Source organism: Mycobacterium hainanense (assembly GCF_041890355.1).
Taxonomy (GTDB): domain Bacteria; phylum Actinomycetota; class Actinomycetes; order Mycobacteriales; family Mycobacteriaceae; genus Mycobacterium; species Mycobacterium hainanense.
On record NZ_CP169059.1, the window covers coordinates 1845603 to 1870117 of the forward strand.

Annotated in this window: 21 protein-coding genes; 17 read left to right on the forward strand and 4 right to left on the reverse strand. The window is 68.4% G+C overall.

Annotated elements, in window-relative coordinates:
• Positions 1 to 18: 18 nt before the first annotated feature.
• From ACEL92_RS08790 to proB, 15 genes are all read left to right on the forward strand, one after another.
• Positions 19 to 1272 (forward strand): MFS transporter, encoded by a 1254-nt coding sequence (locus tag ACEL92_RS08790; RefSeq protein ID WP_374025207.1) that lies wholly within the window; start codon positions 19 to 21, stop codon positions 1270 to 1272.
• Between the two features lie 230 nt (positions 1273 to 1502).
• On the forward strand, positions 1503 to 3482 hold the full coding sequence (locus tag ACEL92_RS08795; protein WP_374025208.1) for a 2-oxoacid:acceptor oxidoreductase subunit alpha: 1980 nt from the start codon (positions 1503 to 1505) through the stop codon (positions 3480 to 3482).
• A complete protein-coding gene (locus tag ACEL92_RS08800; protein ID WP_374025209.1) occupies positions 3479 to 4570 on the forward strand; it encodes a 2-oxoacid:ferredoxin oxidoreductase subunit beta in 1092 nt (363 codons plus the stop codon). Before ACEL92_RS08795 ends, ACEL92_RS08800 begins: the two co-directional genes overlap by 4 nt.
• A 1-nt stretch (position 4571) precedes the next feature.
• Positions 4572 to 5177, forward strand: a complete 606-nt coding sequence (gene mobA / locus ACEL92_RS08805; protein WP_374025210.1) for a molybdenum cofactor guanylyltransferase — start codon at positions 4572 to 4574, stop codon at positions 5175 to 5177.
• 1005 nt (positions 5178 to 6182) lie between these two features.
• Positions 6183 to 6749: a transglycosylase family protein gene (locus tag ACEL92_RS08810; RefSeq protein WP_374025211.1), complete on the forward strand. Its 567-nt coding sequence runs from the start codon at positions 6183 to 6185 to the stop codon at positions 6747 to 6749.
• A 73-nt stretch (positions 6750 to 6822) separates the two neighbouring features.
• Positions 6823 to 8079, forward strand: a complete 1257-nt coding sequence (locus ACEL92_RS08815; protein ID WP_374025212.1) for a trans-acting enoyl reductase family protein — start codon at positions 6823 to 6825, stop codon at positions 8077 to 8079.
• Between the two features lie 65 nt (positions 8080 to 8144).
• Positions 8145 to 10802 carry a valine--tRNA ligase gene (locus tag ACEL92_RS08820; RefSeq protein WP_374025213.1) on the forward strand — a complete coding sequence of 886 codons (2658 nt, stop codon included), beginning with the start codon at positions 8145 to 8147 and terminating at the stop codon, positions 10800 to 10802.
• Entirely contained in the window at positions 10799 to 12244 is a 1446-nt protein-coding gene (locus ACEL92_RS08825; protein ID WP_374025214.1) for a folylpolyglutamate synthase/dihydrofolate synthase family protein, read from the forward strand. The genes ACEL92_RS08820 and ACEL92_RS08825 overlap by 4 nt, the downstream gene beginning before the upstream one ends.
• Positions 12241 to 12591: a DUF4233 domain-containing protein gene (locus tag ACEL92_RS08830; RefSeq protein ID WP_374025215.1), complete on the forward strand. Its 351-nt coding sequence runs from the start codon at positions 12241 to 12243 to the stop codon at positions 12589 to 12591. Before ACEL92_RS08825 ends, ACEL92_RS08830 begins: the two co-directional genes overlap by 4 nt.
• A 56-nt stretch (positions 12592 to 12647) precedes the next feature.
• Positions 12648 to 13058: a nucleoside-diphosphate kinase gene (gene ndk / locus ACEL92_RS08835; protein ID WP_374025216.1), complete on the forward strand. Its 411-nt coding sequence runs from the start codon at positions 12648 to 12650 to the stop codon at positions 13056 to 13058.
• Between the two features lie 330 nt (positions 13059 to 13388).
• Entirely contained in the window at positions 13389 to 16217 is a 2829-nt protein-coding gene (locus tag ACEL92_RS08840; protein WP_374025217.1) for an Rne/Rng family ribonuclease, read from the forward strand.
• Between the two features lie 201 nt (positions 16218 to 16418).
• Positions 16419 to 16730 carry a 50S ribosomal protein L21 gene (rplU, locus tag ACEL92_RS08845; RefSeq protein ID WP_007169506.1) on the forward strand — a complete coding sequence of 104 codons (312 nt, stop codon included), beginning with the start codon at positions 16419 to 16421 and terminating at the stop codon, positions 16728 to 16730.
• A 15-nt stretch (positions 16731 to 16745) separates the two neighbouring features.
• Positions 16746 to 17009, forward strand: coding sequence for a 50S ribosomal protein L27 (gene rpmA / locus ACEL92_RS08850; protein ID WP_374025218.1), 264 nt, complete (start codon positions 16746 to 16748; stop codon positions 17007 to 17009).
• 83 nt (positions 17010 to 17092) lie between these two features.
• A complete protein-coding gene (gene obgE / locus ACEL92_RS08855; protein ID WP_374025219.1) occupies positions 17093 to 18535 on the forward strand; it encodes a GTPase ObgE in 1443 nt (480 codons plus the stop codon).
• A gap of 26 nt (positions 18536 to 18561) precedes the next feature.
• Positions 18562 to 19665, forward strand: coding sequence for a glutamate 5-kinase (gene proB, locus ACEL92_RS08860; protein WP_374025220.1), 1104 nt, complete (start codon positions 18562 to 18564; stop codon positions 19663 to 19665).
• Between the two features lie 5 nt (positions 19666 to 19670).
• On the opposite strand, the gene ACEL92_RS08865 is transcribed toward proB, so the two are convergent.
• From ACEL92_RS08865 to ACEL92_RS08875, 3 genes are all read right to left on the reverse strand, one after another.
• Entirely contained in the window at positions 19671 to 20090 is a 420-nt protein-coding gene (locus ACEL92_RS08865) for a DUF5313 domain-containing protein (protein WP_374025221.1), read from the reverse strand.
• Positions 20091 to 20113: 23 nt separating this feature from the next.
• On the reverse strand, positions 20114 to 20605 hold the full coding sequence (locus tag ACEL92_RS08870) for a MarR family winged helix-turn-helix transcriptional regulator (protein WP_374025222.1): 492 nt from the start codon (positions 20603 to 20605) through the stop codon (positions 20114 to 20116).
• A gap of 68 nt (positions 20606 to 20673) precedes the next feature.
• Entirely contained in the window at positions 20674 to 21324 is a 651-nt protein-coding gene (locus ACEL92_RS08875) for a TetR/AcrR family transcriptional regulator (protein ID WP_374025223.1), read from the reverse strand.
• A 103-nt stretch (positions 21325 to 21427) separates the two neighbouring features.
• Between ACEL92_RS08875 and ACEL92_RS08880 the strand changes: the two genes are divergently transcribed.
• A complete protein-coding gene (locus ACEL92_RS08880; protein WP_374025224.1) occupies positions 21428 to 22705 on the forward strand; it encodes a cytochrome P450 in 1278 nt (425 codons plus the stop codon).
• Here the strand turns inward: ACEL92_RS08880 and ACEL92_RS08885 are convergent.
• Entirely contained in the window at positions 22702 to 23550 is an 849-nt protein-coding gene (locus tag ACEL92_RS08885; RefSeq protein WP_374025225.1) for an NAD-dependent deacetylase, read from the reverse strand. The genes ACEL92_RS08880 and ACEL92_RS08885 overlap by 4 nt on opposite strands.
• 75 nt (positions 23551 to 23625) lie before the next feature.
• Here ACEL92_RS08885 and ACEL92_RS08890 point away from each other — a divergent pair, with 75 nt between their 5' ends.
• The gene (locus ACEL92_RS08890; RefSeq protein ID WP_374025226.1) at positions 23626 to 24495 is read left to right on the forward strand and encodes a hypothetical protein; all 870 of its coding nucleotides are present in this window, start codon (positions 23626 to 23628) and stop codon (positions 24493 to 24495) included.
• Positions 24496 to 24515: the final 20 nt, after the last annotated feature.

Consider the following 24515-nt stretch of genomic DNA (forward strand, 5'->3'; position numbering starts at 1 on the left):
TTTGGGTACTAGATCCCCATGCCGGCCGCCGCTGAGACCGACAGCCCAGTACCGCGCCGGCTGACTCGTGCGCTGGACCTGCTCAATTTCCTGCTCGCCGACGTGCGCGACGGGCTGGGACCCTACCTGTCGATCTACCTGTTGCTGGCCCACCACTGGGACCAGGCGTCAATCGGGTTCGTCATGGCGGTCGGGGGGATCGGGGCTATCGTCGCGCAGGCGCCGGCCGGCGCGTTGGTGGACCGCAGCACGGCCAAGCGGGCGCTGATCATCGGCGGCGCGTTGACCGTCACCGCCGGTTCGTTGGCCATGCCGTTGTTCCCCGGCCTCTACTCGATCTCGGTGTTGCAAGCCCTGACCGGCATCGCCGGCTCCGTCTTCGCTCCGGCGCTGGCCGCAATCACCCTGGGCGTCGTGGGACCCCGCAACTTCTCCCGCCGGATCGGACGCAACGAGTCGTTCAACCACGCGGGCAACGCGTCGGCCGCCGCCATCACCGGCGGACTGGCCTACTTCTTCGGGCCGGTGGTGGTGTTCTGGGTGCTCGCGGTCATGGCGGCCACCAGTGTGCTTGCGGCGCTGCGGATTCCGGGCGACGCGATCGACCACGACGTCGCCCGCGGCATGGATCACGTACCGGGCGGGCCGCACGAGACACCGTCGCGGCTCGCGGCGCTGCTGCACAACCGCAGGCTGATGATCTTCGCCGCGACCGTCGTCGCCTTCCACTTCGCGAACGCGGCGATGCTGCCGCTGGTCGGCCAGCTGCTGGCGCTGCACAACAAGGACGTCGGCACGGCGCTGATGGCCGGTTGCATCGTGGCCGCGCAGCTGGTCATGGTGCCGGTGGCCTACCTGGCCGGGGCCAAGGCCGATTCGTGGGGGCGCAAGCCGATCTTCCTGATCGGCTTCGCGGTGCTGGCCGCCCGCGGATTCCTTTACACCGTCTCGGGCAACCCGTACTGGTTGGTCGGGGTGCAGCTGCTGGACGGCGTCGGCGCCGGCGTGTTCGGGGCGCTGTTTCCTTTAGTGGTCCAGGACGTCACGCACGGCAGCGGCCGGTTCAACGTCAGCCTGGGCGCGGTGACCGCCGCGACCGGGATCGGCGCCGCGGTGTCCAACCTCGTTGCGGGCTGGATCGTGGTGGCCGCCGGCTACAACGCGGCCTTCGCGTTCCTGGGAGCGCTCGCGGCCGCCGGCCTGATCTTGTACCTGGTCGCGATGCCGGAAACGGCGGCAAAGGGGCTCGGTGTCGCCGCCCCGCCGGGGTGACGAATAACACAGTTTTTTGCCTGAGGCTTATCATTCCCGCCCTGACTTCGGCTTTTTACACTGAACCTTCCATCTGTAATGCACCGGAGACGCTCATACACCCCTTAGAGAAGTGCCATAATTGGTACTTGCAGTGACACACAGCTCGAGGGCGCGGGACGCCACTTCTTGGCGCGTAACCTAAAACTCCAGCGAAGTGCCTATCCGGATAACGAATGGAAGGCGGATACGTGGATCCGAACGGCAGCGGAGCCGGGTCTGATTCTCACAACGGGTCGTCCCGGGGAGGGTCAGCTCGCCGAAACGGATCCGACCGTCAGCGCCTGGAACAAGTCGTCATCCGCTTCGCCGGGGACTCCGGCGACGGCATGCAGCTGACCGGTGACCGGTTCACCTCCGAGGCAGCGCTTTTCGGTAACGACCTGGCGACCCAGCCGAACTATCCCGCCGAAATCCGCGCCCCTGCAGGCACCCTGCCCGGGGTCTCGTCCTTCCAGATCCAGATCGCCGACTACGACATCCTGACCGCCGGTGACCGCCCGGACGTCCTCGTCGCGATGAACCCGGCCGCCCTCAAGGCCAACGTCGGCGACCTGCCCCGCGGCGGCATGGTGATCGCGAACTCCGACGAGTTCACCAAGCGCAATCTGACCAAGGTGGGTTACGTCACGAACCCCCTCGAGTCCGACGAGTTGTCCGACTATGTCGTGCATTCCGTCGCCATGACCACCCTGACGCTCGGCGCGGTGGAGGCGATCGGCGCGTCGAAGAAGGACGGCCAGCGCGCCAAGAACATGTTCGCGCTCGGCCTGCTGTCCTGGATGTACGGCCGGCCCATCGAGACCAGTGAGAAGTTCATCCGGGAGAAGTTCGCCCGCAAGCCCGACGTAGCGGAAGCAAATGTGTTGGCCCTCAAGGCGGGCTGGAACTACGGCGAGACGACCGAGGCGTTCGGCACCACCTACGAGGTTTCCCGGGCGACGCTGCCTTCCGGCGAATACCGGCAGATCTCCGGCAACACCGCGATGGCCTACGGCATCGTCGCGGCGGGTCAGTTGGCCGGCATCCAGGTGGTGCTCGGCAGCTACCCGATCACGCCGGCGTCGGACATCCTGCACGAGCTGTCCAAGCACAAGAACTTCAACGTGATCACTTTCCAGGCCGAGGACGAGATCGGCGGCATCTGCGCCGCGATCGGCGCCTCCTACGGCGGTGCGCTCGGCGTCACGAGCACGTCGGGTCCCGGGATCTCGCTGAAGTCCGAAGCGCTGGGCCTTGCGGTGATGACCGAATTGCCGTTGCTGGTCATTGACGTTCAGCGCGGCGGCCCCTCGACGGGCCTACCCACCAAGACCGAGCAGGCCGACCTGCTGCAGGCGCTGTACGGCCGCAACGGGGAGTCACCGGTTGCCGTGTTGGCGCCGCGCTCGCCGTCCGACTGCTTCGAAACCGCGATCGAGGCCGTGCGCATCGCGGTCTCGTACCACACGCCGGTGATCCTGTTGTCCGACGGCGCGATCGCCAACGGTTCGGAGCCGTGGCGGATTCCGGACGTCGGCACGCTGCAGCCGATCAAGCACATCTTCGCCAAGCCGGACGAGCCTTTCCAGCCGTACAACCGTGACCCCGAGACGCTCGCTCGCCAATTCGCCGTTCCGGGCACTCCCGGCCTCGAGCACCGCATCGGCGGCCTGGAAGCGGCGAACGGTTCGGGTGCCATCTCCTACGAGCCGGTCAACCACGACCTGATGGTCCGGTTGCGGCAGGCCAAGATTGACGGCATCTCGGTTCCCGATCTCGAGGTCGACGACCCGACCGGGGACGCGGAGTTGCTGCTGATCGGCTGGGGCAGTTCGTACGGCCCGATCGGTGAGGCGTGCCGGCGCGCGCGACGCAAGGGCGTCAAGGTGGCGCACGCGCACCTGCGCTACCTGAATCCGTTCCCGGCGAACCTGGGCGAGGTGCTGCGTCGCTACCCGAAGGTGGTGTGCCCGGAGATGAACCTCGGCCAGCTGGCGCTGCTGCTTCGCGGCAAGTACCTGGTCGACGTGCAATCGGTCAGCAAGGTCCAAGGTGTCGCGTTTTTGGCGGACGAGATCGGTCGCGTCATCCGCGCGGCGATCGGCGGGACGCTGGCCGAAATCGAGCAAGACAAGACCATGGTCGCCAGAATGGCGGCAGCAACGGTTGGAGCGGGAGCTAGCGAATGACCGACCTGATGGGAAATCTGGCGGGCAGCGATCTCGGGCTGACGCCGAGGTTGAAGAAGAACGACGGCGTGCCCACGACGGATCAGCCGCAGAAAGGCAAGGACTTCACCAGTGATCAAGAGGTCCGCTGGTGCCCCGGGTGCGGTGACTACGTCATCCTCAACACCATTCGCAACTTCCTGCCCGAGCTGGGGCTGCGCCGCGAGAACATCGTGTTCGTCAGCGGCATCGGCTGCTCGAGCCGCTTCCCCTACTACCTGGAGACCTACGGCTTCCACTCGATCCACGGCCGCGCACCGGCGATTGCCACCGGTCTGGCGCTGGCCCGTGAGGACCTGTCGGTGTGGGTGGTCACCGGTGATGGCGACGCGCTGTCGATCGGCGGCAACCACCTGATCCACGCGCTGCGCCGCAACGTCAACATCACGATCCTGCTGTTCAACAACCGGATTTACGGGCTGACCAAGGGCCAGTACTCGCCCACGTCGGAGGTCGGCAAGGTCACCAAGTCGACCCCCATGGGGTCGCTGGACCACCCGTTCAACCCCGTGTCGCTGGCGTTGGGCGCCGAGGCGACGTTCGTCGGCCGCGCCCTGGACTCCGACCGCAACGGCCTCACCGAGGTGTTGCGCGCCGCGGCCGAGCACCGCGGTGCCGCCTTGGTCGAAATACTGCAGGACTGCCCGATTTTCAACGACGGATCCTTCGACGTGCTGCGCAAGGAGGGCGCCGAGGAGCGGGTGATCAACATCCGCCACGGTGAGCCGATCACCTTCGGCGCCGACGGCGAATACTGCGTCGTGAAGTCCGGATTCGGTCTCGAGTTCGCCAAGACCGCCGACGTCTCCGTCGACGAGATCATGGTGCACGACGCGCACACCGACGACTCGGCCTACGCGTTCGCGCTGTCCCGGCTGTCCGATCAGAATCTCGACCACACCGTGCTCGGCATCTTCCGGGACGTCAGCCGGCCCACCTATGACGACGCGGCGCGCTCCCAGGTGCAGGCCGCGCGGGCCTCGAAGCCGTTCGACGACGCCGCTCTGCAATCATTGCTGCGTGGCCGCGACACCTGGACCGTCGACTGACGTGAGCGAAACGATTTCTCTGGCCGGGGTCGTCCTGGCCGGCGGCGCCTCGCAGCGCATGGGCCGCGACAAGGCCAACCTCCCGATCCCCCCATCCGCCGGATCCGGCGCGACCACAATGGTCGAGCATGTCGTCGGCGTCCTCCGACAGCGCTGCGACCCGGTGCTCGTCATGGCCGCCCAAGGTCAGCCCCTGCCCGAACTGCAGGCTCGGGTGATGCGCGACGAACTGCGTGGGCTCGGGCCGCTGCCGGCCACGGGGCGGGCGCTGCGGGCGGCTGCCGACGCCGGGGCCCGGCTCGCCTTCGTCTGCGCCGTCGACATGCCTTTCCTGGCAGTCGAACTCATCGACGATCTCGCCCGCCGGGCGCTGGAAACCGGCGCGGAGGTGGTGCTGCCGTGGGACGGCCAGGACCACTACCTTGCCGCGGTGTACCGGACCGACCTGGCCGACCGCGCCGACGCGTTGGTGGCCGCCGGCGAGCGCAAGATGCGGGCCCTGGTGGACGCGTCGGACGCCCAGCGCATTGTGACGTCGGATTCGCGGTCGCTGACCAACGTCAACACCGACGCCGAGCTACGCGCCCTCGCGCAGTCCCGCAGCTGACCCGCTCCGCGCGCCAGCCGCGAGCGGCTCAATTGCGCGAGAATTCGCCAGTGAATTCGACAAAAGAACTAGTTCTGCTTTCCGCTTAAACAATGGTGGTCCGAGGGTGGAAGCTATTTCCGTAGGCGCTTGTGATCTGTTGGGGCGCCGCAGGTTTCGTTTGGGCTGCCGCCACTTCTGGGGGCGGCGGTTGCGTCAGCGCATTCACGCCGCCCCGTCATGTCATAGGCCGTGGGCAAATCGGTCGGGTGAAACCGTACGGCGCAGCGGCGCCGCCCGGTCATGACGGTGGCGTGGCCATTGATGCGCCGCGATTTTCCGGGCATTCGCCGTGAAGTGTTGCGCTGGAACAGAACTGAGTAATTCTCAGATCGCGCGTCGACTGCTGCACCGGCCGCGCTGCGCGCTATTGGATCCGCGCCAGTTAGCCAGCAGCACAACGTAATTCATCCGACGAATCGGCGTGGCGTGCGACATACGTCCGTAACTTGTTGTAGGGTGCGCTGCTTCGCGACACTGGCGCCAGTTCATCAAGGCCGCAATGTCTCAAAGCCTGGCGGCGCAAACACGTGGGCCAGTTCACAAAATGGGCGTGATTCGGCTCACGATTTGAAAGCGATTGCGATTGCGGGGTACCCGCCGGGATCGTTTGGCTGACCTGCCAATATGGCGGGGGGATTGCGCTGTGATCACCCCGTTACCGAAACGAGATATCCGCTTTCCGAAGATGACGAATGCGGCTGGGTCTCGTACGGTCCCTGTTAGCCCGAAACGGGTTACGGAAGAGTAACTAAAAACAGAATCACGGACCCGCGTGTGAGCGGGGCCGCGGACGGCCAAGGCGCGTCCGTGGCCGGCGGCAGCAGTCCGCCGGGCGACTTGAGCCCACCGCTGTCGTGCCAGGACAAGCCGGCACGCCCCGAAGCAGGTTTCCGCACCAACCAAAAACCGTCAGCCCACCCCGTGGGCTTGCTTTGGCGCGCGCGCACCGCGAAAGGAAAGATATTGAAGAACGTCCGTAAGACGCTCGTTCTCGCCGCGGTCACGGGCACCCTCGTGACCATCCCTTCGGCCACCGCCACCGCGGAGCCGACGGGCTTCGACCCCAACATGGCGCCCGCCGGGGCCCCGGACGCGCCCCCGCCGCCCCCGGCCCCGGACGCGCCCCCGCCCCCGGCGCCGGATGCTCCGCCGCCCCCGGCCCCGGATGCCCCGCCGGCTCCGGACGCGCCCCCGCCGCCCCCGGCCCCGGACGCCCCGCCGCCGGCACCCGCGGGCTTCGACCCCAACCTGCCGCCGCCTCCGGGCCCGGAAGCCCCGCCGCCTCCGCCGGTCCGGGCGTACAGCGTGAACTGGGACGCCATCGCGCAGTGCGAGTCGGGTGGCAACTGGGGAATCAGCACCGGTAACGGCTTCTCCGGTGGCCTGCAGTTCACCCCGAGCACCTGGCGCTCCAACGGCGGGTCGGGCTCTCCCGCCGGCGCGAGCCGTGAGGAGCAGATTCGGGTGGCCGAGAATGTGCTGCACTCGCAGGGCATCGGCGCCTGGCCGGTCTGCGGCCGCCGCGGCTGACCACCGCATTCATAAGTGATGCCGGGCCTTGGGCCCGGCATCACTTATCTGCGGGTCCGGTAGCGTCGGGCCCGTGACCGCAACGCCGCGCGAGTTCGACGTCGTGTTGTACGGGGCGACCGGCTTCGTCGGGAAGTTGACCGCCGAATACCTGACACGTACGGGTCCGGATACGCGGGTGGCGCTGGCCGGCAGGTCGACCGAGCGGCTGCGCGCTGTGCGCGACGCGCTCGGCGAGAACGCGCGGTCGTGGCCGCTGATCGCCGCCGACGCCTCATCGCCGTCGACGCTCAACGAGATGGCGGCCCGCACTCAGGTCGTCATCACCACGGTCGGCCCTTACACCCGCTACGGGCTGCCGCTGGTGGCCGCCTGCGCCGCGGCGGGCACCGACTACGCCGACCTGACCGGCGAACCGCCCTTCATCCGCGACAGCATCGACCAGTACCACAAGCAGGCCGCCGACACCGGCGCCCGCATCGTGCACGCGTGCGGATTCGATTCCGTTCCCTCGGACCTCACGGTGTACGCGCTGTACCTCGCCGCCCGCGACGACGGCGCGGGCGAGCTTGCCCAGACGGATTTCGTCGTGCGCTCCCTGTCCGGCGGACTGTCCGGCGGCACCCTCGCCTCGTTGCTCGAAGTTCTCGACGCCGCCTCCGGGGATCCCGACGTCCGGCGCCAGCTGGCCGACCCCTACACGCTGAGCAGCGACCGTGCCGCCGAACCGGAGCTGGGCCGCCAGCCGGATCTGCCCTGGCGCCGTGGTCGCGAGATCGCTCCCGAACTGGCCGGCCTGTGGACCGGCGGATTCATGATGGCGCCGGCCAACACGCGAATCGTCCGGCGTAGCAATGCCTTACTGGACTGGGCTTACGGCCGGCGGTTCCGCTACACCGAAAGCATGAGCCTGGGGTCATCGCCGCTGGCGCCGGTGGGATCCGCCGTCTTGAGCGGCGTGGGCAACGCGAGCATGGAGCTGGGCAGCCGCTACTTCAAACTGTTGCCGCGTCGGTTGGTGGAGCGCGTCATCCCGAAGCCCGGCACCGGACCCAGCGCGGCGGTCCGCGAGCGCGGCCATTACCGCGTCGAGACCTACACCACCACGACCAGCGGCGCCCGTTGCGTGGCTCGCATGGAACAACGCGGAGACCCCGGTTATAAGGCGACCTCCGTCTTGTTGGGGGAGTGCGGCCTTGCCCTCGCGTTCGACCGCGACAAGCTCACGGACCTGCGCGGGGTACTCACCCCCGCGGCCGCCATGGGCGACGCGCTGCTGGGCAGGTTCCCCGCCGCGGGTGTGACGCTGCGCGTGGACCGACTGGCATAGTGAGCTGACTCACCGGCGATTTGGGCACTTACATCGTGGTGAACGGCGCTCCCTAGAATTGACGGGTGACCGTCAGCCGCAGCCCCGCCACCGACCTGCCGAAGTCGTGGGATCCCGCTGCGGCCGAAGGCGCGATCTACCAGAAGTGGCTTGACGCGGGCTACTTCGAGGCCGACCCGACCAGCGCCAAACCCGGGTACTCCATCGTGCTGCCGCCGCCGAACGTCACCGGCAGCCTGCACATGGGCCACGCTCTGGAACACACCATGATGGACGCCTTGACGCGCCGTAAGCGCATGCAGGGGTACGAGGTGCTGTGGCAGCCCGGCATGGACCACGCGGGTATCGCGACCCAGACGGTGGTCGAAAAGCAGCTCGCGGTCGACGGCAAGACCAAGGAGGACTTCGGCCGGGAGCTGTTCGTCGACAAGGTGTGGGACTGGAAGCGCGAGTCCGGCGGCGCCATCGGCGGCCAGATGCGCCGGCTCGGCGACGGGGTGGCCTGGAGCCGCGACCGGTTCACCATGGACGAGGGCCTGTCGCGGGCGGTGCGCACCATCTTCAAGCGGCTCTACGACGCCGGGCTGATCTATCGGGCCGAGCGGCTGGTCAACTGGTCGCCGGAGCTGCAGACGGCGCTGTCCGACATCGAGGTGATCCACGAAGAGGTCGAAGGCGAACTGGTGTCGTTCCGCTACGGCTCGCTCGACGACTCGCAACCCCACATCGTGGTCGCCACCACCCGGGTGGAGACGATGCTCGGCGACACCGCCGTCGCGGTCCACCCCGACGACGCGCGCTACCGCCACCTGGTCGGCACCACCCTGCCGCACCCCTTCGTGGATCGGCAGCTGCTCATCGTCGCCGACGAGCACGTCGATCCCGAATTCGGCACCGGTGCAGTGAAAGTCACGCCCGCCCACGACCCGAACGACTTCGAGATCGGCCTGCGGCACCGGCTGCCGATGATCTCCATCATGGACGCCAAGGGCCGGATATCCGACACCGGAACACAATTCGACGGCATGGACCGCTTCGAGGCCCGGGTCGCGGTGCGCGAGGCGCTGGCCGCACAGGGCCGGGTGATCGAGGAGAAGCGCCCCTACCTGCACAGCGTCGGGCATTCCGAGCGCAGCGGCGAGCCGATCGAGCCGCGGCTGTCGCTGCAATGGTGGGTGCGGGTGGAATCGCTGGCCAAGGCCGCCGGCGACGCGGTCCGCAACGGCGACACCGTGATTCACCCCGCCAGCCTGGAGCCGCGCTGGTTCGCCTGGGTCGACGACATGCACGACTGGTGCATCTCGCGGCAGCTGTGGTGGGGCCACCGCATCCCGATCTGGTACGGGCCCAACGGGGAGCAGGTGTGCGTCGGCCCCGACGAGACGCCGCCGGAGGGCTGGGAGCAGGACCCCGACGTGCTGGACACCTGGTTCTCGTCGGCGCTGTGGCCGTTTTCCACGCTGGGCTGGCCGGAGAAGACTCCGGAGCTGGAAAAGTTCTACCCGACAAGCGTTTTGGTCACCGGATACGACATCTTGTTCTTCTGGGTGGCGCGGATGATGATGTTCGGCACATTCGTGGGAGGCGACGACGCCATCACCCTCGACGGCCGACGAGGCCCGCAGGTGCCGTTCACCGACGTTTTCCTGCATGGGCTGATCCGCGACGAATCCGGCCGCAAGATGAGCAAATCCAAGGGCAATGTCATCGACCCGCTGGACTGGGTGGACATGTTCGGGGCGGATGCGCTGAGGTTCACGCTGGCCCGCGGCGCCAGCCCCGGCGGTGATCTGGCCGTCGGCGAGGACGCCGTGCGCGCGTCGCGCAACTTCTGCACCAAGCTGTTCAACGCCACCCGTTACGCCTTGCTGAACGGTGCTCGGCCCGCGCCGCTGCCGGCGCGTGACGAGCTGACCGATGCGGACCGCTGGATCCTGGGACGGCTGGAAGAGGTTCGCGCCGAAGTCGATTCGGCGCTCGACAGTTACGAGTTCAGCCGCGCCTGCGAAGCGCTCTACCACTTCGCGTGGGACGAATTCTGCGACTGGTACGTCGAATTGGCCAAGACGCAGCTGGCCGAGGGGAACACGCACACCACCGCCGTGCTTGCCGCCGTCCTGGACACCCTGTTGCGCTTGCTGCACCCCGTCATCCCGTTTCTCACCGAGGCGTTGTGGCAAGCGCTGACCAACCAGGAGTCGCTGGTGGTGGCCGACTGGCCCCAGCCGTCGGGCATCGAACTGGATCCCGTTGCGGTACAACGGATCATCGACATGCAGCGGTTGGTCACCGAGGTCCGCCGGTTCCGCAGCGACCAGGGCCTGGCAGACCGGCAGAAAGTGCCGGCCCGGCTGGGCGGGGTGGACGACGCGGACCTGAGCGCCCAGGTGGCCGCGGTGAAGTCGCTGGCGTGGCTCACCGCGCCGGGCGACGATTTCGAGCCGTCGGTGTCGCTGGAGGTGCGGCTCGGCCCCAACATGGACAGCACGGTCGTCGTCGAACTCGACACCTCGGGCACCATCGACGTGGCGGCGGAACGTCGCCGCCTGGAGAAAGACCTCGCCGCGGCGCAGAAGGAATTGGCTTCCACCACCGCCAAATTGGCCAACGAGGACTTCCTGGCCAAGGCCCCGCCGAACGTCGTCGGCAAGATCCGCGACCGCCAGCGCGTGGCCCAGGACGAAACCGACCGGATCACCGCGCGGCTGGCCGGGCTGCGGTGAGCGAGTCCTCCGACTGGTCCGAGCCCGGGGAACCCACCAGCCTGGCCCCGACTCCCGACGAGATCGCCTCGCTGTTGCAGGTTGAACACCTGCTGGACCAACGCTGGCCGGAGACGAAGATCGAGCCGAGCCTGACCAGGATCAGCGCGGTGCTGGACCTGCTGGGCTCACCGCAGCTGGCCTATCCCTCGATCCATATCGCCGGCACCAACGGCAAGACCTCGGTCGCGCGCATGGTCGACGCGCTGGTGACCGCGCTGCACCGGCGCACCGGGCGGACCACCAGCCCGCACCTGCAATCGGCGGTGGAGCGCATCGCGATCGACGGACGCCCCATCACCCCGGCGCAGTACGTCGCGACGTACCGGGAGATCGAGCCCTTCGTGCAGATGATCGACGCGCAGTCGCAAGCCGCCGGGGGGCCTGCGATGAGCAAGTTCGAGGTGTTGACCGCGATGGCGTTCGCCGCGTTCGCCGACGCGCCCGTTGACGTCGCGGTCGTCGAGGTCGGCATGGGCGGACGGTGGGACGCCACCAACGTCGTCAACGCGCCGGTGGCCGTCATCACCCCGGTGGGCATCGACCACGTCGAATACCTGGGAAACGACCTCGCCGGCATCGCCGGCGAGAAGGCAGGGATCATCACCAAAGCCCCGGATGGCGCACCGGATACCGTCGCCGTCATCGCGCGCCAGGCGCCCGAGGCGATGGAGGTGCTGCTGGCCCAGACGGTGCGCGCCGACGCCGCGGTGGCCCGCGAGGATTCGGAGTTCGCGGTCCTGGGCCGCCAGGTCGCGATCGGTGGACAGGTTCTCGAGCTGCAGGGCCTCGGTGGGGTGTACTCCGACATTTACCTACCGCTGCACGGTGAACACCAGGCGCACAACGCGGCGGTGGCGCTCGCGGCGGTGGAGGCCTTCTTCGGCGCCGGCGCTCAGCGCCAGCTCGACGTCGAGGCGGTGCGGGCCGGATTCGCCGCCGTCACCAGCCCCGGCCGGCTCGAGCGGATGCGCAGCGCGCCCACCGTGTTCATCGACGCCGCGCACAATCCCGCCGGCGCGGCCGCGCTGGCGCACACGCTGAGCGACGAGTTCGACTTCCGCTACCTGGTCGGCGTGCTCAGCGTGCTGGCCGACAAGGATGTCAACGGCATCCTTGCCGCGCTCGAACCGGTGCTGGACTCGGTCGTCGTGACCCACAACGGTTCGCCGCGAGCGCTCGACGTCGAGTCGCTGGCGCTGGCGGCCACCGAGCGCTTCGGGCCGGAACGGGTCATCTCGGCCGAGAACCTACGCGACGCCATCGAGGCCGCGACCGCGCTGGTCGACGACGCGACGCTGGACGCGGACGCGGAGGCGTTCTCCGGCACCGGGATCGTCATCACCGGCTCGGTCGTCACCGCCGGGGCGGCGCGGACCCTGTTCGGCCGTGATCCGGAATGACCGACCGAAACGGGGCTGACCCCTGGAAGAGCTTCGGCGCGGTGATGGCCGCGACGCTCTTCCTCGAGGCGGTCGTCGTGTTGCTGGCGATTCCGGTGGTGGGCGCGGTGGGCGGCGGGCTGACACCGGTTTCGCTGGGCTATCTGATCGGTGTGGCCGCGCTGCTGATCCTGCTCGGCGGGGTGCAGCGCAAACCCTGGGCGATCTGGGCGAACCTGGGTGTTCAGGTGGTCCTGCTCGCCGGCTTCGCGGTGTACCCGGGCGTGGGATTCATCGGGGTGCTGTTCACCGGCTTGTGGGCCGTGATCGCGTACTTCCGCGCCGAGGTGCTGCGCCGTCAGCGGTAGCGCCCGCCGCGGTCGTCGCCCGACCCATCGCCGCCCGGTTCTGTACGCTGTGCGCCGTGACCGAACGGACCCTCGTACTGATCAAGCCGGACGGCGTCGAGCGGCAGCTGATAGGGGAAATCCTCAACCGCATCGAGCGCAAGGGCCTGACCATCGCCGCGCTGGAGCTTCGGCGCGTCGGCGAGGACCTGGCCGCCGAGCATTACGCCGAGCACGAGGGCAAGCCCTTCTTCGGATCCCTGCTGGAGTTCATCACCTCGGGACCCGTGGTGGCCGCGATCGTCGAGGGAACGCGGGCGATCGCCGCGTTTCGGCAGCTCGCGGGTGGTACCGACCCGGTGGAGAAGGCCACCCCGGGGACGATCCGCGGCGATTTCGGGCTGGAGACGCAGTTCAACCTGGTGCACGGGTCCGATTCCACGGAGTCCGCGAAGCGGGAAATCGCGCTCTGGTTTCCCGACGCCTAGCGGCCCAGCTAACGACGCCGGGCGGCCTCGACGGGGGCGCGTTTGCTCAGGGGCGGTTGGGCTCGCCGAGTGATGTGGGATACTGACGGAGGGTGAACGTCGCCGGACCGGTGTCGGACACCCGAATGAAGACTTAGACAAGCGCGACCATCGCCATCCCGCGTTGGTGCGCGGCATGTCAGGCCGTCATTCAGCACGGCGCCGAGTGCGTTCCCCGCGAACCGCTCGGGGCGAGACCATCACAAGTCCGGGAGAAGTCCACCCGGGCCCATAGCGAAGCCCTCGCGTGGCCGCGTCGCAAGGACGCGCCCGGGGGCTTGAGGAGAATACGTGGTAGACGGTGCACCATCCACAGAGTCATCCGAAGAGCCGACACGGCACGACGAACTGCCGGACCGTCTGAGAGTTCATTCGCTGGCACGAACGCTGGGAACCACCAGTAAACGGGTGCTGGACGCGCTGAGCGCGCTCGACGGCCGGATTCGCAGCGCGCATTCCACCGTGGACCGCGCGGACGCGGTCCGCGTCCGCGACCTGCTGGCGGCCCAACCCGATCCCGGCGCGGATGCCGCCGACGCGACCGCAACCGGCGAACAGGCCGAGGAACCCGAATCCCGGTTGATGCTGGCCGCCCCGGAGAACGCCGCCGAACGGCCGCATTACATGCCGCTGTTCGTCGCGCCGCAGCCGATGCAGGCGGACGAAGCGGACGGGAACGTCGACTCCGACCCCGACTCCGACGATTCCGACACCGACGACGAAGACGACGAACAGGCCGATCGCCCGGCCAACCGGCGGCGGCGGCGTGGCCGTCGCGGTCGTGGCCGCGGCCGCGGCGAGCAGGGCGGGCCCGACGGCCAGAACGACGCCGGCGACGACGACGAGCCGCAGCAGCGGGGCCAAAAGGCGGGCCGGGGCGACTCCTCCGACACCGACGACGAGGATGGCGACGACTCGGACGACTCGGACGACTCGGACACCGGTGACGACGGTTCGGCGGAGGGCGCCAGCCGACGCCGCCGCAGGCGCCGGCGCCGCAAATCGGGCTCGAGTGACGATGGTGACGAAAACTCATCGCCGGACGACCCGCCGAACACGGTGGTGCACGAGCGAGCGCCGCGCAACGGCAAGAACGACGGCGGCAACGGCTCGTCGAACGCCGAGATCAAGGGCATCGACGGCTCCACCCGACTGGAAGCCAAGCGGCAACGCCGCCGGGACGGCCGCGACGCCGGCCGGCGCCGCCCACCGGTCCTCACCGAGGCCGAGTTCCTGGCCCGCCGCGAGGCCGTCGAGCGGATCATGGTCGTGCGCGACCGGGTCCGCACCGAGCCGCCGCATCAGGGGGCCCGGTACACCCAGATCGCGGTCCTCGAAGACGGCATCGTCGTCGAGCACTTCGTGACGTCGGCCGCGTCCGCCTCGTTGGTGGGCAACATTTACCTCGGGATCGTGCAGAACGTCCTGCCGTCGATGGAGGCGGCGTTCGTCGACATCGGCCGCGGCCGCAACGGCGTGCTCTACGCCGGCGAGGTCAACTGGGAAGCCGCGGGACTGGGCGGGTCGGACCGCAAGATCGAGCAGGCCCTCAAACCGGGTGACTACGTCGTGGTCCAGGTCAGCAAGGACCCGGTCGGCCACAAGGGCGCCCGGCTGACCACCCAGGTGTCGCTGGCCGGCCGGTATCTCGTCTACGTGCCCGGCGCGTCCTCGACCGGGATCAGCCGCAAGCTGCCCGACACCGAACGCCAACGGCTCAAGGAGATCCTGCGCGAGGTCGTGCCCTCCGATGCCGGGGTGATCATCCGCACCGCGTCCGAGGGCGTCAAAGAGGACGACATCCGCAACGACGTCACCCGACTGCAGGAACGCTGGAAGCAGATCGAGGCCAAGGCCGCCGAGATCACCGAGAAGGCCGCCGGCGCCGCCGTCGCGCTCTACGAAGAGCCGGACGTGCTGGTCAAGGTCATCCGCGACCTGTTCAACGAGGACTTCGCCGGCCTGATCGTGTCCGGTGACGAGGCGTGGACCACCATCACCGACTATGTGAATTCCGTTGCGCCCGACCTGGTTTCGAAGCTGAGTAAGTACGAGCCGCCCAGCGGTCCCGAGGGACAGGCCGGCCCGGACGTGTTCGCCGTGCATCGCATCGACGAACAACTCGCCAAGGCGATGGAGCGCAAGGTGTGGCTGCCGTCGGGCGGCACGCTGGTGATCGACCGGACCGAGGCCATGACGGTGGTCGACGTCAACACCGGCAAGTTCACCGGCTCCGGCGGAAACCTCGAGCAGACCGTGACCAAGAACAATCTGGAGGCGGCCGAGGAGATCGTGCGCCAACTGCGCTTGCGCGACATCGGCGGCATCGTGGTCATCGACTTCATCGACATGGTCCTCGAGTCCAACCGCGACCTGGTGTTGCGACGGCTGACCGAGGCGCTCGCCCGCGACCGCACCCGCCATCAGGTTTCCGAGGTGACGTCGCTGGGCTTGGTCCAGCTGACCCGCAAGCGGTTGGGAACCGGGTTGATCGAAGCCTTCTCCACGTCGTGCACCCACTGCGGCGGCCGAGGGATCCTGCTGCACACCGACCCGGTGGACTCGGCCCCCTCGAACGGGCGCAAGTCCGAGTCCGGTGGCCGCCGGGGCAGGCGCTCCAAGAAGAACCGCGCCGAAGAGCCGGTGGTGGCCAAGGTGCCCGCGCACGCTCCCGGCGAGCACCCGATGTTCAAGGCGATGGCCGCCGGCGGGTCCACCCAGAACGGCCCCGATGAGGAGGAATCCGACGAGTCCGCCGAGGAAGCGGTCGACCAGCCCGACGAGCGGCAGCACCGGGACGTGGCCGACCTCGAGGACGCCGATCAGGGGGACTTCGAGGAATCCGACGACGACACCGACGACGACACTGACGAAGACGCCGACGACGAGTCTGACGACGACCTCGACGAGGACGACGAGGACGACGACGAGGACCTCGACGACGAGGAAGACCTCGGCGACGAGGACGACGAGCTGGAAATGGACGATGACGACCTGGACGTCGAGGACGACTCCGATGACTCCGACGAGGGGCCCGTCAGCGCCGGACCGGGGTTCGGCCGTCCGCGGCGGCGGCGCGCGGCGGGCAGGCCGGCGGGCCCGCCGATCCATGCGGACTGACCCGGGCGGTTTGACCCTTTAGCCGCTGGTCAAGTAGCCTAGGACAGTTGTCGCCAGGCCGTTTGGACTTTGGCCGGCGACAGCGGGGCTTCCGGGCAGTCGGCGCGGACCCGCAACCCAGACCCACCACGCGCACGCCGGTGGCTCGCGCGCGAAGAGCCGAAGAACCGGCTCAGCAGAGGAAAGAAGGCAGGAGTAACGATGGCGACCTACGCAATCGTCAAGACGGGCGGCAAGCAGTACAAGGTCGCCGTCGGGGACGTGGTCAAGGTCGAGAAGCTCGACTCCGACCCGGGTGCGAACGTCTCGCTGCCCGTCACGCTGGTCGTGGACGGCGCGAAGGTGACCACCGACGCCGCGGCGCTGGCCAAGGTGGCGGTGACCGGCGAGGTGCTCGAGCACACCAAGGGACCCAAGATCCGTATCCACAAATTCAGGAACAAGACCGGCTACCACAAGCGTCAGGGCCACCGTCAGCAGCTGACGGTCCTGAAGGTGACCGGGATCAAGTAGCGGGAGGCGACAGACATGGCACACAAGAAGGGTGCGTCCAGCTCGCGCAACGGTCGCGACTCCGCTGCTCAGCGGCTGGGCGTGAAGCGGTTCGGCGGCCAGATCGTCAAGGCGGGCGAGATCATCGTTCGCCAGCGCGGCACCAAGTTCCACCCCGGTCTGAACGTTGGGCGTGGCGGCGACGACACATTGTTCGCCAAGGCTGCCGGAGCCGTCGAGTTCGGCATCAAGCGCGGCCGCAAAACCGTCAACATCGTCGCGGCCGGGCAGGCCGACTGAGCTTGGCGAGCGTGCGGTCACTGCGATAATTCGAGGCGAATCTCGCAGCAGCACGTTCGGCGAGTTCGAAGGGCTGGTATCCGATGCCTCGATTTGTCGATCGGGTCGTCATTCACGCGCGCGCGGGTTCCGGTGGTAACGGCTGCGCGTCGGTCCATCGCGAGAAATTCAAGCCGCTGGGCGGTCCCGACGGCGGCAACGGCGGGCGCGGCGGCAGCATCGTGTTCGTGGTCGACCCGCAGGTGCACACCTTGCTGGACTTCCATTTCCATCCGCACGTCACCGCGCCGTCGGGCAAGCAGGGGATGGGCAACAACCGCGACGGGGCGGCGGGCGCGGACTTGGAAGTCAAAGTTCCCGACGGCACCGTCGTATTGGACGAGAACGGCAGGCTCCTGGCGGATCTGGTCGGTGCGGGCACCCGCTTCGAAGCCGCGGCCGGCGGCCGCGGCGGCCTGGGCAACGCGGCGCTGGCGTCACGAGCCCGCAAGGCCCCCGGCTTCGCGCTGCTCGGCGAGGAGGGCGAAACCCGGGACCTGACGCTGGAACTCAAGACCGTCGCCGACGCGGGTCTGATCGGGTTTCCCTCGGCCGGGAAATCGTCACTGGTGTCGGCGATCTCGGCGGCCAAGCCCAAGATCGCCGACTACCCGTTCACCACGCTGGTGCCCAACCTAGGTGTGGTGTCGGCGGGCGAGCACACGTTCACCGTCGCCGACGTTCCCGGCCTGATTCCCGGTGCATCGCAGGGCCGCGGTCTGGGCCTCGATTTCCTTCGGCACATCGAGCGCTGCGCCGTGCTGGTGCACGTCGTCGACTGCGCCACCGCTGAGCCCGGCCGCGACCCCATTTCCGACATCGACGCGCTGGAAGCCGAACTCGCCGCCTATAGGCCTACCCTGCAAGGGGATACGACGCTGGGCGACCTCGCCGAGCGGCCACGGGCGGTGGTGCTCAACAAGATCGACGTGCCCGAGGCCCGCGAGCTCGCCGAGTTCGTTCGCGACGAGATCGCCGAGCGCGGCTGGCCGGTGTTCCTGGTGTCGACCGTATCCCGAGAAGGACTGCAGCCCTTGGTGTTCGGCCTTTGGCGGATAATCTCGGAATACCAAGCCGCCCAGCCGGAGATCGTGCCGCGGCGGCCGGTGATCCGTCCGGTCCCCGTCGACGACAGCGGCTTCTCCGTCGAGCCGGACGGCGAAGGCGGCTTCGTAGTCAGCGGTGCCCGACCCCAGCGGTGGGTCCGGCAGACCAACTTCGACAACGACGAAGCCGTCGGCTATCTCGCCGACCGCCTGGCCCGCCTCGGCGTCGAGGACGAACTGCTGCGGCTGGGGGCACAACCCGGGTGCGCGGTGACCATCGGGGACATGACGTTCGACTGGGAGCCGCAAACTCCCGCGGGACAACACGTGGCGATGTCGGGGAGAGGCACCGATGTGCGGCTGGAGCGCAGCGAGCGCACCGGCGCCTCGGAGCGCAAGGCGGCCCGGCGTCAGCGTCGCGAGCGCGGTGACGAGTCGTGACCGGCGGCGACGATGCAGTGGGGAGAGTGACAGCTCATCGTGAGGCCATCCGGACCGCCCGCAGCCTGGTGGTCAAGATCGGGACCAACGCGCTGACCACCGATTCCGGGGTGTTCGATGCCGGCCGGTTGGCCGGGCTGGCGGACGCCATCGAGTCGCGCATGAAGGCGGGCACCGACGTCGTCATCGTCTCGTCGGGCGCCATCGCGGCCGGCATCGAGCCGCTCGGATTGGCCCGCCGCCCCAAGGATTTGGCCACCAAGCAGGCCGCGGCCAGCGTCGGTCAGGTGGCCTTGGTGAACGCGTGGAGCGCGGCGTTCGCGCGGTACGGCCGCACGGTGGGACAGGTGCTGCTGACCGCGCACGACATCTCCATGCGGGCGCAGCACACCAACGCCCAGCGCACCCTGGACCGGTTGCGCGCCTTGCACGCGGTGGCGATCGTCAACGAGAACGACACGGTGGCCACCAACGAGATTCGGTTCGGCGACAACGACCGGTTGTCGGCGCTGGTGGCTCACCTGGTCGGCGCCGAAGCCCTGGTGCTGCTCTCCGACATCGACGGTCTGTACGACTCCGATCCCCGAAAGACCAAGGGCGCCCGGTTCATCGGGGAAGTCTCCGGTGCGGCGGATCTGTCCGGTGTGGTCGCCGGCCCGGGCAGCGACCTGGGAACCGGAGGAATGGTGTCCAAGATGTCGTCGGCGTTGCTGGCCGCCGACGCCGGGGTGCCCGTCCTGTTGGCCGCGGCGTCCGACGCCGCCGCCGCGCTCACCGACGCCTCGGTCGGCACGGTCTTCGCCGCACGGCCCGCCCGGATGTCGGCCCGCCGGTTCTGGGTGCGGTATGCCGCCGAAGCGGCCGGCGCGCTGACCCTCGACGAGGGCGCGGTGCGCGCGGTCGTAGACCAGCGTCGTTCGCTGTTGGCGGCCGGTATCACCGCCGTGTCGGGCCGGTTCTACGCGGGGGACGTCGTCGAATTGCGCGACCCGGGCGCCGCCATGGTGGCCCGGGGCGTGGTGGCCTATGACGCCACCGAACTGGCGACCATGATCGGCCGGTCGACCTCGGAGCTGCCCGGCGAACTCCGTCGGCCCGCGGTGCACGCCGACGACCTCGTGGCGGTGTAGCGCGCCTAGCTGAACGGGTTGCTGTTGTCCTGCCAGGCCGCCGACTCGGGACGCGGCCCGAAACGGCGGGCGTAGTCCTCATGCATCTTCGCTTGCTTCTTGTTCTTGATCACGTCGACCAGATTCGGGTCGAGGCCATGCTGCGCCAGCCGGTGCCGACGCCAAACCTTGTTCAGCGCAAGCGAGATCAGCAGTGCCCAGATGTAGAGCGGCGCCGTCATCTCGGAATGCACGTACAGCGAGGCGGGCAGCAGCCAGAACGGTGCGAGAACGAACAGCGGCGGGATGGCCCACCGAATCATGTGCCGGCGCACGGCTCCCGGGCCGGCCAGGTCGTTGGCCACCCAGGTGCGCATCGAGCTGGGCAGGCATCGACCGTACGAGTAGGCAATGTATTGCCAGACGTTCGGCTTGGTGGCGGTCATGGTGGCTCCTACGGGCGGACGGGTCAGGACTGTAATGCGCCCGCTGCCAGGGCGGCCGTGTTGATGCGGGTAAGCACTTGGTGCAGGTGCTGAAGCTCACCGATGTCGACGCCCAGGCGCTCGACCACGGCGGGCGGAATCTTGAGCGCACGTCGACGCAAAGCGGTGCCGCTCGGGGTGAGCCTCACCTCGGTGGAACGCTCGTCGACCGCGCTTCGGGTACGGGTGATCAAGCCGAGCGCTTCCAGGCGCTTGAGCATCGGCGACAGCGTGGCGGAATCCATCTGCAATGTGGTCGCGATGTCCTTGACCGACAGCGGTTTCGGCCGTGCCCCCGCGGCCTTCTGGTGGTCCCAAAGGGCAAGCATCACCAGGTACTGGGGGTGGGTCAGGCCCAACGGCTCCAGTAGCGGCCGGTAAACCGCCAAAACGGCCCGGTTGGTCACGCTCAGCGCGAAACAGACCTGCTGTTCGAGGGAAAGCGGGTCGATCTCCGGCGCGGCCAGCGATGCCATAATTGCAGGGTAGGCGAATAGTTAGGGTCTTAACTATATCGGGTTCGTCACACCCGGCCATTCGTGCATCACCGATCCGAGATGGGCTTGAGATATAGTGCGCCCCAGACGATTTCGGTCAGCGTGGCGGCAAGTTCGCCGTCGTAACCCGCGGACGCGGTCGGCAGGTTCTGTTGGCACGCGCGCTCAACCATCCACGTCAGCGCGCTGGCGGTGGTGGCCGCGGACAACTCCGGCCGAATCGAGCCATCGGCCTGACCGCTTTCGATCACCCGGGTCATCCGCCCGGTGACAGCGGTCAACAGGTTGCGATAGGTCGCCGCGACCAGCGGGTCATACCCGGCCATCTCGTTGAGGGCGACCAACACCGGTTGGTGACGCCGGTAGCTGGCGATGATGCCGTCCATCGCGGCGCGGACGTCGCCAGGATCGTGCCGGGTGGCCACGCTCCACCAGCGGTCCGCGCTGTCGGCGAGGTCGGCGAACACCTGGTTGGCCAGGCGGCGCAGTAAGTGCCCCTTGTCCTCGAAGTAGATGTAGAAGCTTGCGCGCGAAATGCCGGCCGCGCTCGAGAGCCGGTCCACGCTGAGCTCGGTGAAACTGGCGCCGTCGCGCATCAGGCGCTCGGTGGCGTCCAGCAGTCGGCGCTCGATCTGTTCCCTCCGCTGCTGCCGCTCCTGTTCGCGGTTGGCCTGCGGCTTGCGGGTGACGGACGGCATTTCTCCAGCATAGAGGGTTTTTGGACAACTTGACTAGACACTATGTCTGGGAATAGTGTCGCTGACAGTCTGTGATCGAGGTCATATGCAACGGAGGTTCGCCATGACCGTGATGACCGGGACGTCGGGCAGCGAAAAGCCTGGCCGCCCCTACGACCCCATCGACCTGTCCTCCCGCGCGTTTTGGTCGACGACGGCGGCCGACCGGGAACGGTCGTTCGCGGTGCTGCGGGCCGAGCGCCCGGTTAGCTGGCACCCGCCGGTCGAGGACGCGCTGATGCCCGATCCCGACGATCCGGGCTACTGGGCCGTCACCCGGCGGGCCGATATCGCCACGGTCAGCCGTAACAACGAGGTGTTCCTGTCGGGCCAGGGCGTGATGTTCGAGAACGTCCCGGTGGAACTGCTCGAAGCGTCCCAGTCGTTCCTGGCGATGGACCCGCCGCGGCACACCAAGCTGCGCAAGCTGGTCAGCGCCGCGTTCACCCCGCGCCAGATCCGTCGCGTCGAGGATTCCATCCGGGCGAACGCGAACGCGATCGTCAAGGAGCTGCGCGACGCCGGCAGCGGCGCGGACTTCGTCGAGCACTGCGCCAAGCAACTGCCGATCCGCACCTTGTCGGACATGGTGGGCATCCCGGAATCGGAGCGAGAGCGGGTGGCGCACGCTGCCGACGCGCTGGTGTCCTGGGCCGACCCCCTCTACCTCGACGGTCGCCACCCGCTGGAGGTTCTGCTCGAAAACCAGGGCTACCTGCACCAAATCGCCGGCGCACTCGCCGCCGAGCGCCGCGGTCATCCCGGCGACGACCTGTTCAGCAGCCTGGTGAACGCCGAGGTCGACGGTGACCGGCTGACCGATTCGGAGGTGGCCGCTTTCTTTGTGCTGCTCTCCGTGGCCGCCAACGACACCACCCGCCAGACCACCAGTCACGCGATGAAGGCTCTGACCGACTTCGGAGATCAGCGAGCCTGGCTGCTGGAGGATTTCGACAACCGGATAGGAACGGCCGTCGAGGAATTCGTCCGGTGGGCCAGTCCCGTCATGACCTTCCGCCGAACCGCGGCAACGGATTTCGAGCTCGGCGACCAGACGATCCGGGCGGGGGAGAAGGTGGTGATGTTCTATCCGTCCGGCAATTGGGACACCGAGGTGTTCGACCATCCGGAGCGATTGGACCTGAGCCGCAGTCCCAACCCGCACGTCGGCTTCGGCGGCGGCGGGCTGCACTTTTGCCTCGGCGCCCATGTGGCCAGGGCGCAGCTGCGGGCCATCTTCGCCGAGCTGTTGCGGCAGCTGCCGGACATCCAGGCGGGCGACCCCGCTTACGTGGCGGGCAATTTCGTCCACGCCATCCGCAGCATGCCGTGCACGTTCTAAAGCACTGCGAGCGGCGACAACTCGTCAACGAGCAACGTCAGCAGCTCGGAGCAGCCGCCGTCGACCTTGACGGTGGCCAGATGATCCCCCCGGGTGGGGCCGCGGTTGACGATGGCGATCGGCGTGCCCCGCGTGGCGGCGTGGCGCACGAACCGGTAGCCGGAGAACACGGTGAGCGAGGAGCCCGCGACCAGTAGCGCGTCGGCTTCGTCCACCAGCGAATACGCTCGGTCGACAACCGCTTTGGCCACGCTCTCACCGAAGTAGACGATGTCTGGTTTGAGCATGCCGCCGCAGCTCGGGCAGTCGAGGTAGCGGAACGAGGTGGTGTCGGCGACGACGGCGTCGGCGTCGGGGGCGACCGCCAGACCGCCGACCGCCTCGGCGCGTTCGATGAATCCCGGGTTGAGCGCTTCCAGCTCACCGGCCAGCGCGGCGCGGCTCATGGTGTGTCCGCAGCCCAGGCACACCACCTGCGCATAGGTGCCGTGCAGGTTGACGACGTTGACGCTGCCTGCCTTGGTGTGCAGCAGGTCGACGTTCTGGGTGATCAACCCGGTCACCACCGAAGCGCGCTCGAGCGCGGCCAACGCGCGGTGCCCGGCGTTGGGCAGCGTGTCGTCCATGTGTCGCCAGCCGACGTGGTTGCGCGCCCAGTAACGCTGCCGGAACGCCGGATCCGAGGTGAACTGGCGGATCGTCATGGGGTTGCTGGGCGGCGAATCGGGCCCGCGGTAATCGGGAATGCCGGAGTCGGTGGAAAGACCGGCGCCCGTCAGCACCGCGATCCGGCGACCGGCCAGCAACGCGACCAGCTCCGGCGATTCGGCGCAGCGGGTGGTCATCTCTTTCAGAGTACGGGTCATCGAGACGCTTCCCGTGAGAGGCGGCGACCGGGCGCGATGTGGTTGATTGGTCCCATGGCCACAGCCGCCGAGCACGCTGCTGAGCAGGTCGCTTCGGTGCGGGAGAACCCGATGGCGCGGTGGGCGCTGCTGCGGTCCCTCTACGAGGCGCCGCCCGGCTGGGACGACCGGCATCTGCCCTACCGGCGCGCCGCGCTGGCTTTCATGCGCTGGGAGTTGCGCCGCGGAGTGCTGAACCCCGCGGACGCTGCGGCGCCGGGAAGTCCCTGGTGGCGGGCGGTCAACGACCGGCTCTTGCGCGACTCCGCCGAAGCGCGGGCCCACGTGCTCGGGCTGGGCGGCCCCATATCCTCGTCAAGCGTCGCCGACTCGGTGACCTTCATCCGCCAACCGTCGGTGCGCACGTGGTACCGGGCTCACAACGCGATCGTCGTGCGGGCCTACCTGGATAACCGTGAACTGGCCGAGGGGGAATCGCGCGTCGAGCGCTTCTTCATCAACCTGGTACTGGTACGGGTGCTCTTCGCGCACGCGTTGGTGGCCGCGCCACGGTTGGCGCTGGGTTGGCTGGCACCGCTTGGACCGAGGCTGGGCGACCCCCGCCTGGCGGTCACCGGCATCTTCTTGCAGCTGTCGCGGGTGCTGCCGGACCGTTATCCGCTGCGTGAGGACCTCGAGTGGTACGTCGGCCGGGCAAACGGATTCGGCCGCCTGCTCGACCTCGGTGTCATCGCGCCCCGACTCGACGCGCTGTATTCCTGGTCCGCGAGCGAATTGTCGATTCCCGAACTCGCGCCGCTGATCCGCGGCGGCGTGCCCGCTTACGCGTGGGACAGCGGCGACGTCGGGCCGTGGGGTTCACCACCGAGGCTGACGGCGCGAGTGGCCCGACGGGTGCTCCCGCCACCGAAATGCGCCGCCTGATCGGTAACAATCCCGCCACT

Excerpts from the sequence above, each read along its gene's own strand:
- ACEL92_RS08790 (WP_374025207.1), top strand. The coding sequence starts at position 19 with ATGCCGGCCGCCGCTGAGACCGACAGCCCAGTACCGCGCCGGCTGACT.
- ACEL92_RS08800 (WP_374025209.1), top strand. The coding sequence starts at position 3,479 with ATGACCGACCTGATGGGAAATCTGGCGGGCAGCGATCTCGGGCTGACG.
- ACEL92_RS08830 (WP_374025215.1), top strand. The coding sequence starts at position 12,241 with ATGACCGACCGAAACGGGGCTGACCCCTGGAAGAGCTTCGGCGCGGTG.
- rplU (WP_007169506.1), top strand. The coding sequence starts at position 16,419 with ATGGCGACCTACGCAATCGTCAAGACGGGCGGCAAGCAGTACAAGGTC.
- rpmA (WP_374025218.1), top strand. The coding sequence starts at position 16,746 with ATGGCACACAAGAAGGGTGCGTCCAGCTCGCGCAACGGTCGCGACTCC.
- obgE (WP_374025219.1), top strand. The coding sequence starts at position 17,093 with ATGCCTCGATTTGTCGATCGGGTCGTCATTCACGCGCGCGCGGGTTCC.
- ACEL92_RS08865 (WP_374025221.1), bottom strand. The coding sequence starts at position 20,090 with ATGACCGCCACCAAGCCGAACGTCTGGCAATACATTGCCTACTCGTAC.
- ACEL92_RS08870 (WP_374025222.1), bottom strand. The coding sequence starts at position 20,605 with ATGGCATCGCTGGCCGCGCCGGAGATCGACCCGCTTTCCCTCGAACAG.
- ACEL92_RS08875 (WP_374025223.1), bottom strand. The coding sequence starts at position 21,324 with ATGCCGTCCGTCACCCGCAAGCCGCAGGCCAACCGCGAACAGGAGCGG.
- ACEL92_RS08880 (WP_374025224.1), top strand. The coding sequence starts at position 21,428 with ATGACCGTGATGACCGGGACGTCGGGCAGCGAAAAGCCTGGCCGCCCC.
- ACEL92_RS08885 (WP_374025225.1), bottom strand. The coding sequence starts at position 23,550 with ATGACCACCCGCTGCGCCGAATCGCCGGAGCTGGTCGCGTTGCTGGCC.
- ACEL92_RS08890 (WP_374025226.1), top strand. The coding sequence starts at position 23,626 with ATGGCCACAGCCGCCGAGCACGCTGCTGAGCAGGTCGCTTCGGTGCGG.